General features: G+C 41.9%; 11 protein-coding genes. 7 read left to right on the top strand and 4 right to left on the bottom strand.

Annotation, left to right across the window (positions count from 1 at the left end; all coding sequences use genetic code 11):
* Positions 1–27: 27 nt before the first annotated feature.
* Positions 28–714 (bottom strand): CPBP family glutamic-type intramembrane protease, encoded by a 687-nt coding sequence (locus G529_RS0111435; RefSeq protein ID WP_245566914.1) that lies wholly within the window; start codon positions 712–714, stop codon positions 28–30.
* 169 nt (positions 715–883) lie between these two features.
* Between G529_RS0111435 and G529_RS0111440 the strand changes: the two genes are divergently transcribed.
* Complete coding sequence (locus G529_RS0111440; RefSeq protein WP_051201419.1) at positions 884–2,506, top strand: dihydroxyacetone kinase subunit DhaK; 1,623 nt, start codon at positions 884–886, stop codon at positions 2,504–2,506.
* 64 nt (positions 2,507–2,570) lie between these two features.
* On the opposite strand, the gene G529_RS0111445 is transcribed toward G529_RS0111440, so the two are convergent.
* Positions 2,571–4,004, bottom strand: a complete 1,434-nt coding sequence (locus G529_RS0111445) for an L-serine ammonia-lyase (protein ID WP_026915662.1) — start codon at positions 4,002–4,004, stop codon at positions 2,571–2,573.
* Between the two features lie 216 nt (positions 4,005–4,220).
* Between G529_RS0111445 and dnaK the strand changes: the two genes are divergently transcribed.
* The 3 genes from dnaK to G529_RS15780 all read left to right on the top strand — a co-directional run bounded on the left by dnaK (position 4,221) and on the right by G529_RS15780 (position 9,938).
* Complete coding sequence (gene dnaK / locus G529_RS0111450) at positions 4,221–6,149, top strand: molecular chaperone DnaK (protein ID WP_026915663.1); 1,929 nt, start codon at positions 4,221–4,223, stop codon at positions 6,147–6,149.
* A 310-nt stretch (positions 6,150–6,459) separates the two neighbouring features.
* Positions 6,460–8,019 (top strand): PhoX family protein, encoded by a 1,560-nt coding sequence (locus G529_RS0111455; RefSeq protein WP_026915664.1) that lies wholly within the window; start codon positions 6,460–6,462, stop codon positions 8,017–8,019.
* Positions 8,020–8,078: 59 nt separating this feature from the next.
* Positions 8,079–9,938 (top strand): cytochrome c peroxidase, encoded by a 1,860-nt coding sequence (locus G529_RS15780; RefSeq protein ID WP_051201420.1) that lies wholly within the window; start codon positions 8,079–8,081, stop codon positions 9,936–9,938.
* Here G529_RS15780 and G529_RS0111465 read toward each other — a convergent pair.
* Together G529_RS0111465 and G529_RS0111470 are read right to left on the bottom strand one after the other, a co-directional pair.
* On the bottom strand, positions 9,904–11,151 hold the full coding sequence (locus G529_RS0111465; RefSeq protein WP_035695960.1) for an Nramp family divalent metal transporter: 1,248 nt from the start codon (positions 11,149–11,151) through the stop codon (positions 9,904–9,906). The genes G529_RS15780 and G529_RS0111465 overlap by 35 nt on opposite strands.
* Positions 11,151–11,792: an alpha/beta hydrolase gene (locus tag G529_RS0111470; RefSeq protein WP_026915666.1), complete on the bottom strand. Its 642-nt coding sequence runs from the start codon at positions 11,790–11,792 to the stop codon at positions 11,151–11,153. The genes G529_RS0111465 and G529_RS0111470 overlap by 1 nt, the downstream gene beginning before the upstream one ends.
* Positions 11,793–11,840: 48 nt before the next feature.
* Here G529_RS0111470 and G529_RS0111475 point away from each other — a divergent pair, with 48 nt between their 5' ends.
* From G529_RS0111475 to menD, 3 genes are read left to right on the top strand one after another with little or no spacing between them, the layout of a single operon-like run.
* On the top strand, positions 11,841–12,263 hold the full coding sequence (locus G529_RS0111475; RefSeq protein ID WP_026915667.1) for a PaaI family thioesterase: 423 nt from the start codon (positions 11,841–11,843) through the stop codon (positions 12,261–12,263).
* A complete protein-coding gene (locus tag G529_RS0111480; protein WP_026915668.1) occupies positions 12,260–13,405 on the top strand; it encodes a chorismate-binding protein in 1,146 nt (381 codons plus the stop codon). The genes G529_RS0111475 and G529_RS0111480 overlap by 4 nt, the downstream gene beginning before the upstream one ends.
* 50 nt (positions 13,406–13,455) lie before the next feature.
* Positions 13,456–15,189 (top strand): 2-succinyl-5-enolpyruvyl-6-hydroxy-3-cyclohexene-1-carboxylic-acid synthase, encoded by a 1,734-nt coding sequence (menD, locus tag G529_RS0111485; protein WP_026915669.1) that lies wholly within the window; start codon positions 13,456–13,458, stop codon positions 15,187–15,189.
* The last annotated feature ends 56 nt before the right edge of the window (positions 15,190–15,245 follow it).

A 15,245-nucleotide genomic window follows, 5' to 3' on the forward strand; every position in this document is an offset into this window, starting at 1 on the left:
GTGTAAAGAAATTTTTTAAAGGCTTTGTTAATTTGAAAGACTCAAAGGAAGGATAAAAAGCAACACCATGGAATTGTTCATGCTATGCATTAATATTGGCCAGATCAATCCGTGATTTTCCAGTTTTATTTTTCCGAAGAAAAAGCCCGCGATGATCCTGGGAAAGATCATCAGAAACAAGACCAGGTCTATCTGGAAACTGTCCACATAATTGAAAATATGTACAAAACCGAAAATGACAGCCCCAAGAATCCAGTTGATCAAATAGTAGCGATGTAGCCAGTAACAGATTTTTCTAAAGATATTTTCCGGGATCAATTCCCCCAGGGCATAAAAAGCAAGCAGCAGCGTTCCCGCAAGTACGCCAAACTTCAAACTCCAATGCGCTTCTTCAGGAATTACAGCCATACCTATCATAAACAAAATACAGCATACGAAGAACCTGAGGCTGAAGTTCGTAGGTTTGAGAAGACTTCGGAAAACGCCTTCCTCCATGACCGGAGCGAAAATAGCTGCCATAAAAGCAAATTTCCATGGTTCTGCTTTCAGCAATTCGAAGATTTTGGTTTGCTGATATTGATTGTAATCGAATGATGGAAAAGTAGATTGCAGAATGGCCAGTAGCATAAAAAACAGAAAATAGCAACCAAGCATTTTTCCAAAATTGGTAAACAGGTTAAAAATCTTAGACCTCAGGCTGACTTCTGCAGGCATTTATAGTAGCATTTGAAAGTGCAATATAAGAAGAGGAACTGCGTATTTAAACTTTCTAATTTGGAAATCTTAGTTGGACAAAATTTACTTTATAAAACTTTATGAATAGATTAAGGCTCAACAAAAAGCTGAAATTTTCGTGTTTTTTATCTTTAATAAAAATAGGATTATGAAGTTTTTTATAAATGAGGCAGACGAGGTTGTAAACGAAGGAATAGAAGGATTACTCACTAATCCCAGGCTTACCCGGCTGAATAATTTTCCAGAAGTTCGAGTGGTACTGCGTAAGGACTGGGACAAATCGAAAGTAGCCATTATTTCTGGCGGAGGATCTGGTCATGAACCAACTCATGCGGGATTTGTTGGAAAAGGCATGCTTACCGCAGCGGTATGTGGAGATATTTTCGCTTCTCCTTCTGTAGATGCGGTACTTTCAGCAATCATAGCCACGGCCGGCGACAAGGGCTGTCTACTTGTCATCAAGAATTATACAGGAGACAGGCTTAATTTTGGTCTGGCAGCAGAGCAAGCCAGGGAAATGGGCTACAAAGTTGAAACCATCATCGTGGGTGATGATATCGCTTTGGGAGAGGAAACTGAGCAAAGAGGGCTGGCCGGAACACTTTTCGTACATAAGACCGCAGGATTTTTATCTGAAGAAGGAAAGTCTCTGCAGGAAATTTTAGATCAAACAAAGAAAGTTGCTCAAAATTCTTATTCCATAGGTCTTTCGCTGGAGGAAGGACAGAAGTTCCAAGGTAAAGAAGAATCTCGCCTGAGTGAATCTGAAGCTGAACTTGGTCTGGGAATTCACGGCGAACCGGGTGTTGAGAAAATAGCTGTAGGAAAAGCTGATGAGCTTATGGAAACAGCTGTGGAGAAATTACAGGAATATACCAGCGGAACGGAGTATGCCCTTATTCTGAATAATTTGGGCAGTGTAACGCCGGTTGAAATGAACGTATTACTGAACTCCTTCAGCAAAACTTCCTTAGCGAAGAAGACAAAACTTCTCGTAGGTCCCGGTAGTTTTATGACCTCATTAAATATGAAAGGTTTTTCTCTTTCTGTGCTGGAACTGGATAAAGAAATCAAAAATGCTTTGCTGGCGGCTTGTGAACCTGCTTCCTGGTTTATTACTGAATATGGGGAATCAAGCTCTATCGAAAGTCCGAAGCTGCCGGAAACCCTTCCTTTTAATGCTTCGGAAAATTCTGAAACAAGAAAATGGATCAAGCAAATTTCAGAAGAACTGGTCAATATAAAGGATGAGATCAATGCGCTGGATGAAAAAGTGGGGGATGGTGATGCTGGATCTACCTTTGCCAGCGCAGGAAAGAACATGCTGGAAGTGATAGACAGCTTGCCTTATGCTAAAAACTCGGAACTATTTATAAGTATAGGACGAATTTTTTCCAGAGAGATCGGGGGTTCCAGCGGGGTACTTTTTTCTCTGCTATTTACAGGAGCTGGAAACGCGCTGAAAGAAAATGATGATCTTGGAAAAGCTTTATTAAGCGGACTGGATAAAATGAAGGATTACGGTGGCGCCAAACAAGGGGAGCGCACGATGATAGATGCTCTGCAACCTGCATTCGAAGCGATTGCCAATGGCGACACCATGGCTAAAATTGCACAGGCTGCAAGAAAAGGCGCAGATGCTACCAAAGAAATTACCAATACCAAATTTGGAAGGTCTTCGTACCTTTCAGAAGATAGTTTGAAAAATGTGCCAGATCCAGGGGCAGAAGTTGTTGCCAGGGTGTTTGAAAAACTGGAGGAGATTCAATAATCGAAGATAAACTTGAAACCCACCTGGAAATATAATCAAATCTCGGTGGGTTTTACTTTATATGTTAGCAGTCACTAAGACTTACTTTGACTGCCAGTCCACCTTCAGAAGTTTCTTTATACTTTTTATTCATGTCTTTTGCCGTTTCCCACATAGTCTCAATAACTTTGTCCAGTGGCACTTTAGCACGGCTGGCATCGCTTTCCATGGCAATTTCAGCAGCATTGATCGCCTTGATCGCTCCCATGGCATTTCTTTCGATACATGGAACCTGCACTAATCCTGCAATTGGATCACAGGTTAATCCAAGATGATGTTCCATGGCTATTTCACTGGCCATTAGCACCTGTTCTGGTGTGCCTCCCAAAAGTTCGGTAAGTCCGCCAGCCGCCATGGCTGAGGAGACTCCAATTTCTGCCTGGCAACCGCCCATGGCTGCAGAAATGGTAGCACCTTTTTTGAAAAGGCTTCCTACTTCACCGGCAACCAGCATAAATCTTTTGATATCCTCGTAAGTAGCGTGGTGATTTTCGATACAGAGATAGTACATGAGGACCGCAGGTACAGTTCCCGCGCTTCCGTTTGTAGGAGCCGTAACGACTCTTCCCAAAGATGCATTTACTTCATTGACACTTAAAGCAAAGCAGGTAACCCATTTAAGGATCTGGCGAAATTTTACTTCGGTTTGTCGAATTGCAGGAATCCAGTCTTCTTTGCAACTATAAGAAGTGTCACCAATCAAACGCTGATGCATTTCAAATGCGCGTCTCTTTACATTGAGACCTCCTGGAAGTGTCCCTTCTGTATGACATCCAATATACATGGATTCCAGCATCACATCCCAGATCTGTTTAAAATTGGCATCGATTTCGGCATCGGTTCGTAGAGAACGCTCGTTTTCCAAAACAATTTCAGAAATGGTTTTATTTTCCATTTTGCAAAATGCCAGTAGTTCAGTCGCTTTTTCAATGGAGAATGGGAAATTCTGAAAATTCTTCATTTTCTTGCTGGCGTTCTTACGCTCTTTCTTCACCACGAAGCCGCCTCCAATGGAATAGAACGAAGAAGAAGTCTTTCTTCCAGTAAACATACGAGCTCTGAAGGTCATTCCATTTGGATGAAATTCCAGGAATTTTCTATTGAATTTTATGTCATTGGTTATTGAAAATGCTATATCCCGTTCACCATTCAGCATTAATCTACCGCTTTCGCGAACCTGATGGATCACAGCCTCCAGGTTTTCTATGTTCATAGTGACTGGATCATGGCCTAATAGTCCAAGTATGGTAGCGATATCTGTGGCGTGACCTTTACCGGTTAGACTTAGAGACCCATATAGATCTACATGGATCTTCTCCACCTGATCGAACTTTTCTTTAGACTTTAATTCTGCGATCCAGCGTTGCGCAGCCCGCCATGGTCCAAGAGTATGAGAACTGGATGGGCCCACACCCACCTTCAGCATATCAAAAACACTAATGCATTCGATTTTTCGCATTCAGATAATATTATTTGAGGACAAAAATAAGGATTTGCCAATGCTGCCCATGTATAATTACGAAAATAATATTCCGAAGAAAAACAGCAGGCAGACTGGATAATGACATGATCAAACTAGGGGAAATGACAGTCTGTCATAACAAAAGCGCTGGCATAATGATTGACTTCAACTGAGTGTAAAATTGATAATCTAACAAAAACAAGTTATATAGTTATGAGTAAAATAATTGGAATTGACTTGGGTACCACTAACTCCTGCGTTGCCGTAATGGAAGGTAGTGAGCCAACAGTGATACCTAATGCTGAAGGAAAAAGAACAACGCCATCTGTGATCGCATTCGTAGAAGGTGGAGAAATAAAAGTTGGTGACCCTGCAAAAAGACAGGCAGTAACCAATCCAACCAAAACGGTTGCTTCCATCAAAAGATTTATGGGAAATAAATTCTCAGAATCTGAGAAGGAAGCCGGAAGAGTACCTTATAAAGTGACTAAAGGTGATAACGATACTCCACGTGTGGATATTGATGGTCGTCTTTATACTCCGCAGGAACTTTCTGCTATGGTACTTCAAAAAATGAAGAAAACTGCTGAAGACTATTTAGGACAGGATGTAACCGAAGCGGTTATTACTGTACCTGCGTATTTTAATGATTCTCAACGTCACGCTACCAAAGAGGCGGGTGAGATCGCTGGTCTTAAAGTAAGAAGAATTATAAACGAGCCAACTGCAGCTGCACTGGCTTACGGATTGGACAAAAAATCCCAGGACCAGAAGATCGCTGTGTATGACCTTGGTGGTGGTACCTTTGATATTTCGATTCTTGAACTGGGAGACGGAGTATTCGAAGTACTTTCTACGAATGGTGATACTCACCTTGGTGGAGATGATTTTGATGAAGTATTGATCGATTACCTGGCTGATAACTTTCAGAAAGCAGAAGATATCGACCTGAGAAAAGATCCTATGGCACTTCAGCGTTTGAAGGAAGCTGCTGAGAAGGCGAAGATCGAATTATCATCTTCTACTCAAACAGAGATCAACCTTCCATACGTAACTGCTACTTCCAGTGGACCAAAACACCTTGTGGAAACAATCACGAGATCGAAGTTCGAGCAATTAGCGTCTGAACTGGTAACCAGATCTATGGAGCCTGTGAAAAAGGCACTTAGTGATGCAGGTCTTTCTAAGAGTGATATTGACGAGGTAATTCTTGTTGGTGGATCAACCCGTATTCCTAAGATCCAGGAAGAAGTAGAATCTTTCTTTGGAAAAAAACCTTCTAAAGGTGTGAATCCAGATGAGGTTGTTGCAATTGGTGCAGCGATTCAGGGTGGTGTACTTACAGGAGATGTAAAAGATGTATTGCTTCTTGATGTAACTCCACTTTCTCTAGGTATTGAAACCATGGGAGGAGTGAACACAAAACTAATTGAGTCGAATACTACAATCCCAACCAAAAAGTCACAGACTTTCTCTACTGCGGCAGATAACCAACCTTCCGTAGAAATTCATGTACTTCAGGGAGAGCGTCCAATGGCGGCAGATAACAAGACCATTGGTAGATTCCATTTAGATGGTATTCCGCCAGCACAAAGAGGAACTCCGCAAATTGAGGTTACTTTCGATATTGATGCCAACGGTATCATTAAAGTAAGTGCTACAGATAAGGCAACTGGTAAATCTCAGGATATTCGTATCGAGGCTTCTTCAGGATTGACGGAAGAGGAAATCGAGAAAATGAAGAAAGAAGCTGAAGCGAATGCAGAAAGCGATAAGCAGGCCAAAGAAAAGGTTGATAAGCTTAATGAAGCAGACAGCATGATCTTCCAGACAGAGAAGCAACTAAATGAATTTGGTGATAAGCTTTCTGAAGATAAGAAGAAGCCGGTTGAAGAAGCTTTGGAAGAATTGAAAAAAGCTTACGAAACCAAGGAGATCGAACAAATTTCTCCAGCTCTGGACAAATTGAACGAGGCATGGAAAACTGCTTCAGAAGAAATGTACAAAGCTCAGGCAGAAGCTCAGGGCGGTCAGCCAGGTGGACCACAACAAGGCGCTACTGGCGCTGAAGGTGGAGCCGCTAACGGTGGAGCACAGGGAGCAGATGATGTTGAAGATGTAGATTTTGAAGAAGTGAAGTAATTCACATCCAATATACTTTAGAAAAACCTCGCAGCAATGCGGGGTTTTTTGTTTTAAACCAGTCATAAATCAAAAGGAGGCATCATACGTAAAATATCAAATAAGTGCTTTATGATGATTATCTCAAAATACCATATCAAATTTTGAAGTAAAACAGGTTTCCTGAATGTGAACTTTCAATCTTTTAAAACAAACTTAACTCGGTAACATAAGCGTGATTTTAAATTAATTTAAGTACTACAGTAGCTTAACATCCTGGCTGAGTTCAAACTGTATTTTTATCACAACTAAAAACTTAAATTATTTTCCAATGAACAGAATTACAAATTTTATGGGTCAGATTTTTATTCTGGCCGCACTGGCATCTGCGATTAGCGGTTGTGAAGCTGAAGACGGCGTTGATGGCAGGGATGGGATCGATGGCCAGGACGGGATCGACGGTGTGGATGGAGTAGATGGTGAGGATGGTGAGGATTTTACGCCATCACCGCTACTTTTCGAAAACAAAAGTGCGGTAGATCCGCTGGTAGCAATGGCACCGCAATTTAGCTTCGTGCAGGCTTATTCCCTATTAAGTACACCAGATGTGGTAGGAGAAGATTTTCAACTTGCAGGTTCTGCTGATGGTGCAGGTTTTCTAAAAGATGGTGATGGGTATATGTATGTAGTGAACTGCGAAGACAGCTATGCTGTGGCAAGAATCAGATTCGACCAGTATATGAACCCGGTTAGTGGTGATTATTTACTGAATTCGGGCGTATCAGACTATGCGCGCCAATGTTCTGCAACTATGTGGGAAGCTAGTATTCATGGAGGCTCAAAAGATCTTTTTCTTTCAGCATCAGAAAGTATCAATTACGACGTGAAAGGAATTGACCCATGGGTTGAAAATCCAACTCCGCAGGCTGATTTTGGTCTGGATGCTCTTGGTGAATTTTCATGGGAGAATGCGGTACCGCTTCCGAAGGATACCTACTCCGGAAAGACTGTGATCATAGGTGGAGATGATGACTCCTCTGGATCTGAAGGACAGGTTGTGCTTTATTATTCTGAAAATGCTGATGATGACCTCGAAAACGGGAAGATCTATGTGCTTCGTGCCAAGGAAGTTTCAGATGGTATGGATGGTAAAAAAGAGGTTGACTCTGATGTAGTATATAACGAATCAAGCTTCGATCTTAAATCTACTTACGAAGTAGAATTCGTTGAGATCGAGAATGGTAAGAATCTTACCAAGGATGAAATGGAAACTGCCAGCACCAATGTACTTGCCACACAGTTTATGAGGGTTGAGGATGTAGATTACCAGAAGGGTTCTAATGCGAATGCCAGAAATGTTTATTTCGCGGTTACTGGTAGAGGTCCGGGTAGAGGTACTTATAATGACTGGGGTACTGTTTACAAACTGGAACTGGATGAAGATTCTCCACTTACGGGGAAATTAACCCAGATCGTAAGTGGAAATACCGATACCAATAATATGGATGGTAATTTAGGTGCTTTACAAAGCCCGGATAATATTTGTGTTACTGAAAACTTCGTGTACATCCAGGAAGATCCAAACAGTTTTAGCAGAGGGCATTCAGCATATATCTACCAGTCTGATCTTAACGGAAATAATATTCAGCATGTACTGGAATTGATCGTTAGACAGGATCTGGATCCAAACAATTCTACAGGATTTAGCGGAGAGTTTGGTTCATTGATCGATGTTTCAGACAAAGTTGGGGAGCCAGGGACTTTTCTGCTGGCTGTACAACCTCACTATTGGGAAAACAGTGACTACATGAACCTGGACGGTCATACCAATGCCGATTATGAGGATGACCAGGCCTCACAAATAGTTTTATTACGAGGATTACCTAGATAATTCCAATTTTAGTTTCTACAGGTCTTCGTAGGTTCGGAGACCTGTTTTTATATTATGATATGTGTAAAAAAATTCTACTGGTCATTATTCTTATCACTCAGTTTTCCTGTAAGCAGGAATCAGAATATATGGCTATTAATTCTGAAACAGGCACAAGCTGGGATCAGGCTCACAAATTTTACGAAAATTCACTGCGGCATAGCATTGAGTTTTTAGCTGAAGTAAAATCCAATGGGTTGAAGGATCCTTCCAATAAAGAACTTTTCAGACAAGCGAGACAGGAATGGAAAAAAGCCGAACCATTTGCGGCTTATTTAAATTCTCCGGTCGGTCACCGCGTAAATGGGCCGGCACTTCCGGTGTTTCTGGAAGATAATTCACGTTTTATGCCGGCGGTTGGGCTGCAAAAAATAGAAGAAAGTATTTACGATGGCGAAGCTACAGAAAGCGAATTTCAGGAAGAGCTCAAGGTCACGCTTGGTCTTATGGGAAATCTTCTCAAGAACATTCAAAAAAGAGAGCTTACTACCGAGCGTTTTTTCATCGCCACACAACATCAATTACTCAGGATCCTGAGTCATAGCATTACAGGCTTTGACACCCCTGTAAGCCATCTGGGAATAGAAGAAGCTGCGATCTCTCTTGAGGCACTAAGAGATATTTATACACTTACGCTTCAAAACGATATACGACAGAAGGATAAAGATCTGGATCAGAGATTTCTGCGGAAGCTAAAAATTTCTACCGGGTATCTGCAACAGAACTCAGATTTCAACACTTTTGACAGGTATGAATTTATCCGAGAGCATTTAAACGATATCACCAGCCTATGGGCGCAGATCAGTAATACTTCAGGCCTTTGGGAGGGCACAGCCAATCAACCATTCAATTTCGATGCACCAACGTTTTTTGAAGAGAATTCTTTTAAGCCTGAGTATTTTATGCAGACTATAAACAGAAAGAATTCTGAAACGAAGATAGCACTTGGCGAGAAATTATTTTTTGAGAAAAAGCTTTCGAAAAATGGGTGTATGGCCTGCGCCACCTGTCATCTTCCGGGCAAAGCCTATGCAGATAGGTTAACTTTCAGTAGAGATAATCAGGGAATTGCGCTTGATAGAAATACACCTACTCTTATTAATTCGATTTATCAGCGCGGATTCTTTTGGGATGGCAGATCTGAAGGTTTGATGGAGCAGATTTCTTCAGTATTTACAAATAAACAGGAATTTGATTCCGGAGTACATGAATTTTCCGAAGCGATCTTACAGGATCCCACTTATCAGGAATTTTTCGAGCAGGCATTTGGCGATATTCCGAAGTCCAATACCGAGCTCATCAAGGCATTATCAGCCTATATAGCTACGCTTAATGGAATGAATAGCAAATTTGACAGGAATATTTCTGGCAAGGAAAACACCTTTACAAGTCAGGAAAAACGAGGTTTCAATTTATTCGCGGGCAAAGCGCTTTGCGCGACCTGTCACTTTTTGCCGCTAACCAATGGGACGGTTCCACCATTTTATACTGAAACCGAAAAGGAAGTTATTGGAGTGCCAGAAACTGCGGAGAACAAAAAGCTGGATGGTGATACCGGCTTTTACTGGAGTTATAATGTCGAGCAGCACAAGGGAATGTTTAAAACACCGGGAGTACGCAATATCGCTTTAACTGCTCCGTACATGCACAATGGAGTTTATAAGAATCTGGTGCAGGTTATAGACTTTTATAACAAGGGAGGAGGAGGCGGATTAGGTTTCGATCTGCCCCACCAAACCCTGCCGTTTGATAACCTGGAACTTGATGACGAAGAACAGGCTGCCCTAGTAGCTTATCTAAAAACGCTAACAGATACTCAGGTGACTGGTCCAAAAAAAGGATCTATCAATTTAGCAAGGTATAGATATACACGAAATTGAACAGAACCAGCACCGCAAGGCAGCATAAACTGAGAATTCGGTACTGCTTACCGGGCTGGTCTTCTTTTTTCATAACACTGCTGGTTACGAGTTTATAATTGAACCAGGCCAGCAGAGGAGCCGATAGAAATGATAAGGCTGTGGCGAAATCTATCAGAGCCGTGAAAGTCATGCTGAATTTAGAGAGGATCACCAGCGCAACAGCAGGGATGATAAAAATTGCCAGTCGGTAGAAATTCCATTTATTAGATGCCTTTGCCTCAGGTTTTTCAAGGATGTATATTTCTGAAAGTACTCTTGGGAAGGCATCGGTTACCGCAAGTGTTGTGGAAAGCATGGCAATAAACGCAGCAATGGCCACCAGGGTTTCGCTCCAGGGACCCAGAGTGGCACCATACAGGGCCACCAGTTGACTTGAGAACTGCACCGCATTTCCAGAAAATTCTATGTTCGAACCAAATATCATAAGGGCTCCCATTAGAAAGAACAGCAAACCAATAATCGCAGCTGCAAGGTAACCCACATTGAAATCTACGAATGCATCCTGAGTACTTATTTTCCCGGTGGTTACCGACTTTTCTCTAGTCCAGATCGAGTGCCATACAGCGGCATCTAAGGGAATTGGCATCCAACCCATAAATGCAATGATAAAGGCTATGCTCGCGGTATTCCAGATATCTGGTGATATAGTGGATAGCGAACGATCCAGTCTACCATCACCGAAGGCTAGTACCACTGTTATCAAGGTAGCGATACCTAGTAAGCTAACTATGAATTTCATGGATTTGTCCAGTGCCGGGTATCTGCCAATAAGCAGCAGAGCAATGCAAATACCTGAAATAACAAGACTCCAGTTAAAGGTTCCCCAGGATATTCCAAATAATAACTCAGCTAGACCGGCAGTTACGATCGTCACCGCTGCCTGAATAATGAACATGCTTCCTACCGTAATAAATATAAATAGCGCATAGGGCCATTTACCAAGGCGCCTGTAACCCTGGATAAGATGTTCTCCTGTGGAAGCAGCATACCTTGGACCAAATTCCAGAAACGGATATTTGGTAATGCAAGCTAGTACTAAGATCCAGATGAGAAAAAAACCATAATCTGCACCAGCCCTGGTGGCCTGTACCAGGTGTGACACACCAATGGCAGCACCGGCCAACAATAAGCCTGGTCCCAACGATCTCAATAAGGATCTGCGTGCTGGCATCAACTCATTTTAGCAATTTTCTGGATAATCTCCTGGTTGGGTTCGTGACCTCCTTCGAAAGTATGAATCTGGATCTGATCACCAAATATGTCCTTTAGCCTGGATTCTTCAACTTTGATGATACCTTCCTTAAGATATTCATCCTCTGTACCGTAAATAAAATGAAAATTGGTTTCATTCAAAAATTTAAAATCTGAATGATCCAGTTCCTGAGGCACTTTTCCGGAGTGCATTATAAGATTAGTACATTTAATCCTGCGCCTGGCCACAAACCTGGTCGCGATAGAAACCCCCTGGGAATATCCAAGAATATTCAGGTTCTCGACATTCGATAAATCTTCAGCATCAAAAACAGCGTCGAGGTACTCCAGCACGTTTTCTATCTCAGCTTCAAGATTTTCCCGGGTAAGCCAGGACGCACCCATATGCCTGTATTCACCATTGAGATAATATTTGGACTGAGCCTGTGGCGCAATGATATAATTTTCAGGATCCAGATGGTTGAAATGCCTTATAAAATACCTGCTTAAATATCCAATCCCATGTAGTACCAACCAGACCGTTTTGGTATTTTCAGAATGATCATTCAAGGTTGAATAGGTGTTGCTAATCGTATAAGAAAGCCTTTTCTCCTTACTCATGGTTGTCGCAGGTTTTGTATTTTTACAAATAAACCAATCTTTTAAAAGATGACGAAGGAAGAAGTGCTGCAACTTTCGAAAAAGGTCTGTAAGAATACACTTATGGAAACCCTTGAAATAGAGTTTTCTGAAATTGGGGAAGATTACCTGATCGCTAAAATGCCGGTGAATTCAAGAGTTCATCAACCCGATGGAGTATTACATGGAGGTGCGACGGTAGCCCTGGCAGAAAGCGTTGGAAGTATGGCAAGTTATGTTTTTCTGGATACCGACAACTTTTTTATTCGAGGAATTGAGATTGCGGCAAATCATCTTAAAAGTGTAAAAGATGGCTGGGTATATGCGAAAGCGACGTTTATACATAAAGGCCGAACCACACAGCTATTCGAAATTAGGGTCACAGATGAGGAAGATCGCCTGATCTCCCTGGTAAAGTTAACGACCATCGCTCTTCCAAAAGAATCCAAATGATCACACAAGAAGAATTATTTGCAGCTGTAAGAAAGCAGGTAGACAAGCAATTCCCATTCGTCGCCTATCGCAAGCCTGGTGAAAATACTGTAAAACTAATCTGTCAAACTTCTGCGGAAAGCCACTCTGGTGAAAATCTTGACACCTCGGGTTTTGTATTCGCTGCTTTTGATTCGCTACGTAGTTCTCTGCTTATTCCTATTGCTGAAGCTGAAATTTTCGAATGTAGGTACGAAAAGCGGGAAGTAAAAGCATCTGAAATACCAAAGCCAGAACAACCTATATCTTCCGGAAACTCCAAGGATCAGATCAGGCACGAACAATTAGTGCAATCTGGTATCGAGAAGATTAGGAATAGCAATATGGATAAGATCGTTCTGGCAAGGGCTGAAAAAGTACAATTGCAGGACCCTGATCCCCTTCCGGTTTTTAGACAACTGCTGGACCGGTATGAAGATGCCTTTGTTTACTACTGGTTTCACCCTGAATCCGGAACCTGGATGGGTGCTACTCCGGAATCCCTTTTGCATACAGAGCGCAATAGATTTAAGACTATGGCACTTGCCGGGACGCAGGTTTATGAAGAGGATGCGGAAATTACATGGCGTAAAAAAGAAATTGAAGAGCAGGCTATTGTAACTGGTTATATAGATAAAGAGTTACAAAAGATTTCAGAAGTAAAAGAACTGAAGATCGGAGAGCCATATAATGTAAAGGCAGGAGACCTGTTGCATATTAGAACCGACATCCAGGGGTCTTTTGATTCCAGTTCTGCACTTTCGAGAATCGTGACCGCGCTTCATCCCACACCGGCGATCTGCGGCATTCCAAAAGCTGAAGCACTTCAATTTATCCTTCAAAATGAAGAAATGGACAGAGGATACTATAGCGGCTACCTCGGGGAAGTACTGCTCCCCAGGGAAGTGAAGAGGAATTCGAATCAACGAAATCAGGAAAATCAGCAATTTGCGTCTATTTCCCGGGTGTCCAATTTATATGTGAATCTTCGGTGCATGAAACTGCAGCAGGATATTGCCACCATTTACGTGGGAGGAGGTATTACTAAAGATTCGAATGCTGCAGAAGAATGGTATGAGACCGTCAATAAATCTGTCACCATGCACAAGGTTCTTGTTAAATAAGCTTCAAAAACCCGTTCCAGCTTAGAGGTAAATACTAATTTTGGGAGTCTATGAAATATTCAAAAATTCCGGTAGCCAGATCTGTCGTAGCGCTCTGCGTAGCCAAGAATATAAAGCATGTCGTGATTTCGCCAGGTTCGAGAAATGCGCCTCTTACGATCGGGTTTACCCATCACGATGAGATTACAGCATACAGTATTGTAGACGAGCGTTGTGCAGCATTCTTTGCCCTGGGTATCGCTCAGCAAAATAAAACTCCCGTCGCATTGGTCTGTACTTCAGGTTCAGCCCTGTTAAATTATTATCCAGCGATCGCTGAAGCATTTTACAGTGACATTCCACTGGTGGTGATTTCCGCAGATCGACCCATTGAGCGTATCGACATTGGCGATGGACAAACCATCAGGCAGAAGAATATCTTCGAGAATCACATTTTGTATTCTGCCAATCTCCATTCTGAACTGGTACTGGAACAGGAATCTGAAGACGCCAAGCTTCAGCAAAAACAATTTGAAGCCAGGAAGCATAATGAACGGGAAATTAACCTGGCGCTGAACAAGGCGATCGAAGAAAAAGGACCTGTGCACATAAATGTTCCTTTTTATGAACCGCTTTATGATACAGTAGAAGATATTGAAGTTGAACCTTTACAGATCCTTCCCGAGTTTATCGAGCGACATTATACTGCTGCGCAGTTAAGCACTTTTGCTCAGCAATGGAATAGCGCTCAACGTAAGATGGTGATCGTGGGAGTGGCTCAACCAAACCTAATAGAGCAACAGTTTCTGGATATGCTGGCCAGGGATCCAAGCGTGATTGTGTTTACTGAAACCACGTCTAATGTAGATCACCCGGAATTTTTTACCAGGATCGATACACTCATAGGACCAATTGAAAAAGAAGAGAATAAGGAGGAATTATTCAGAAAATTGCAACCTGAAATTTTGCTTACTTTCGGAGGAATGATCGTGTCTAAAAAGATCAAGAACTTTCTGCGGAACTACAACCCGAAGCACCACTGGCATGTGGACTCTAAAAAGGCCTACAACACCTTTTTTTGTCTGAATAAGCATTTTGAGACAGAAGTAAATGACTTTTTCCAGTCGTTTATGCCCCTTACAAACACTGTAAGCAGTGATTATGGGCAATTCTGGAAGGATGTCAAATCAAAAAGGCAACTTCGCCATGAAAAATATATGTCTGAAATTCCATACTCAGACCTTAAAGCAATGCAGTTGATCGTTCCAGAGGTGCCAGATCACAGTATAGTGCATTTTGCGAATAGCTCCACTATTAGATACGCACAGTTATTTGAATGGGACCAGAGTCTCAACACGTTTTGTAATAGAGGAACCAGCGGGATCGATGGCAGTACTTCAACTTCTGTTGGAGCTGCGGTAGCATCCAACAAACCTGTTCTGTTTATTACCGGAGATCTAAGCTTTTTCTACGACAGCAATGCATTATGGAACGACCATATTCCAGCGAACTACCGGATCATAATTTTGAATAATAGTGGTGGAGGAATTTTCAGAATTTTACCGGGTAATAAGGATTCAGAGAATTTTGATACCTATTTTGAAACCACACATGAGTTGCAGGCTAAACCTATTTGTGAACTATATGGTTTTGGGTATTCGAAAGCTTCGAATGAACAGGAGATCGCGCAGGAACTACAGAATTTCTTTAATATTTCAGACAAACCAAAATTACTGGAGATTTTTACTCCGCGTAAGATGAATGACAGGGTTTTACTCGAATATTTCAGTTTTATGAAATCTTAACCGGCGGCTCCGGGCTTATAATTTTCTTTTTTATTAACTTACCTGAGCTAAAACTT

Source organism: Christiangramia portivictoriae DSM 23547 (assembly GCF_000423045.1).
Lineage (GTDB): Bacteria > Bacteroidota > Bacteroidia > Flavobacteriales > Flavobacteriaceae > Christiangramia > Christiangramia portivictoriae.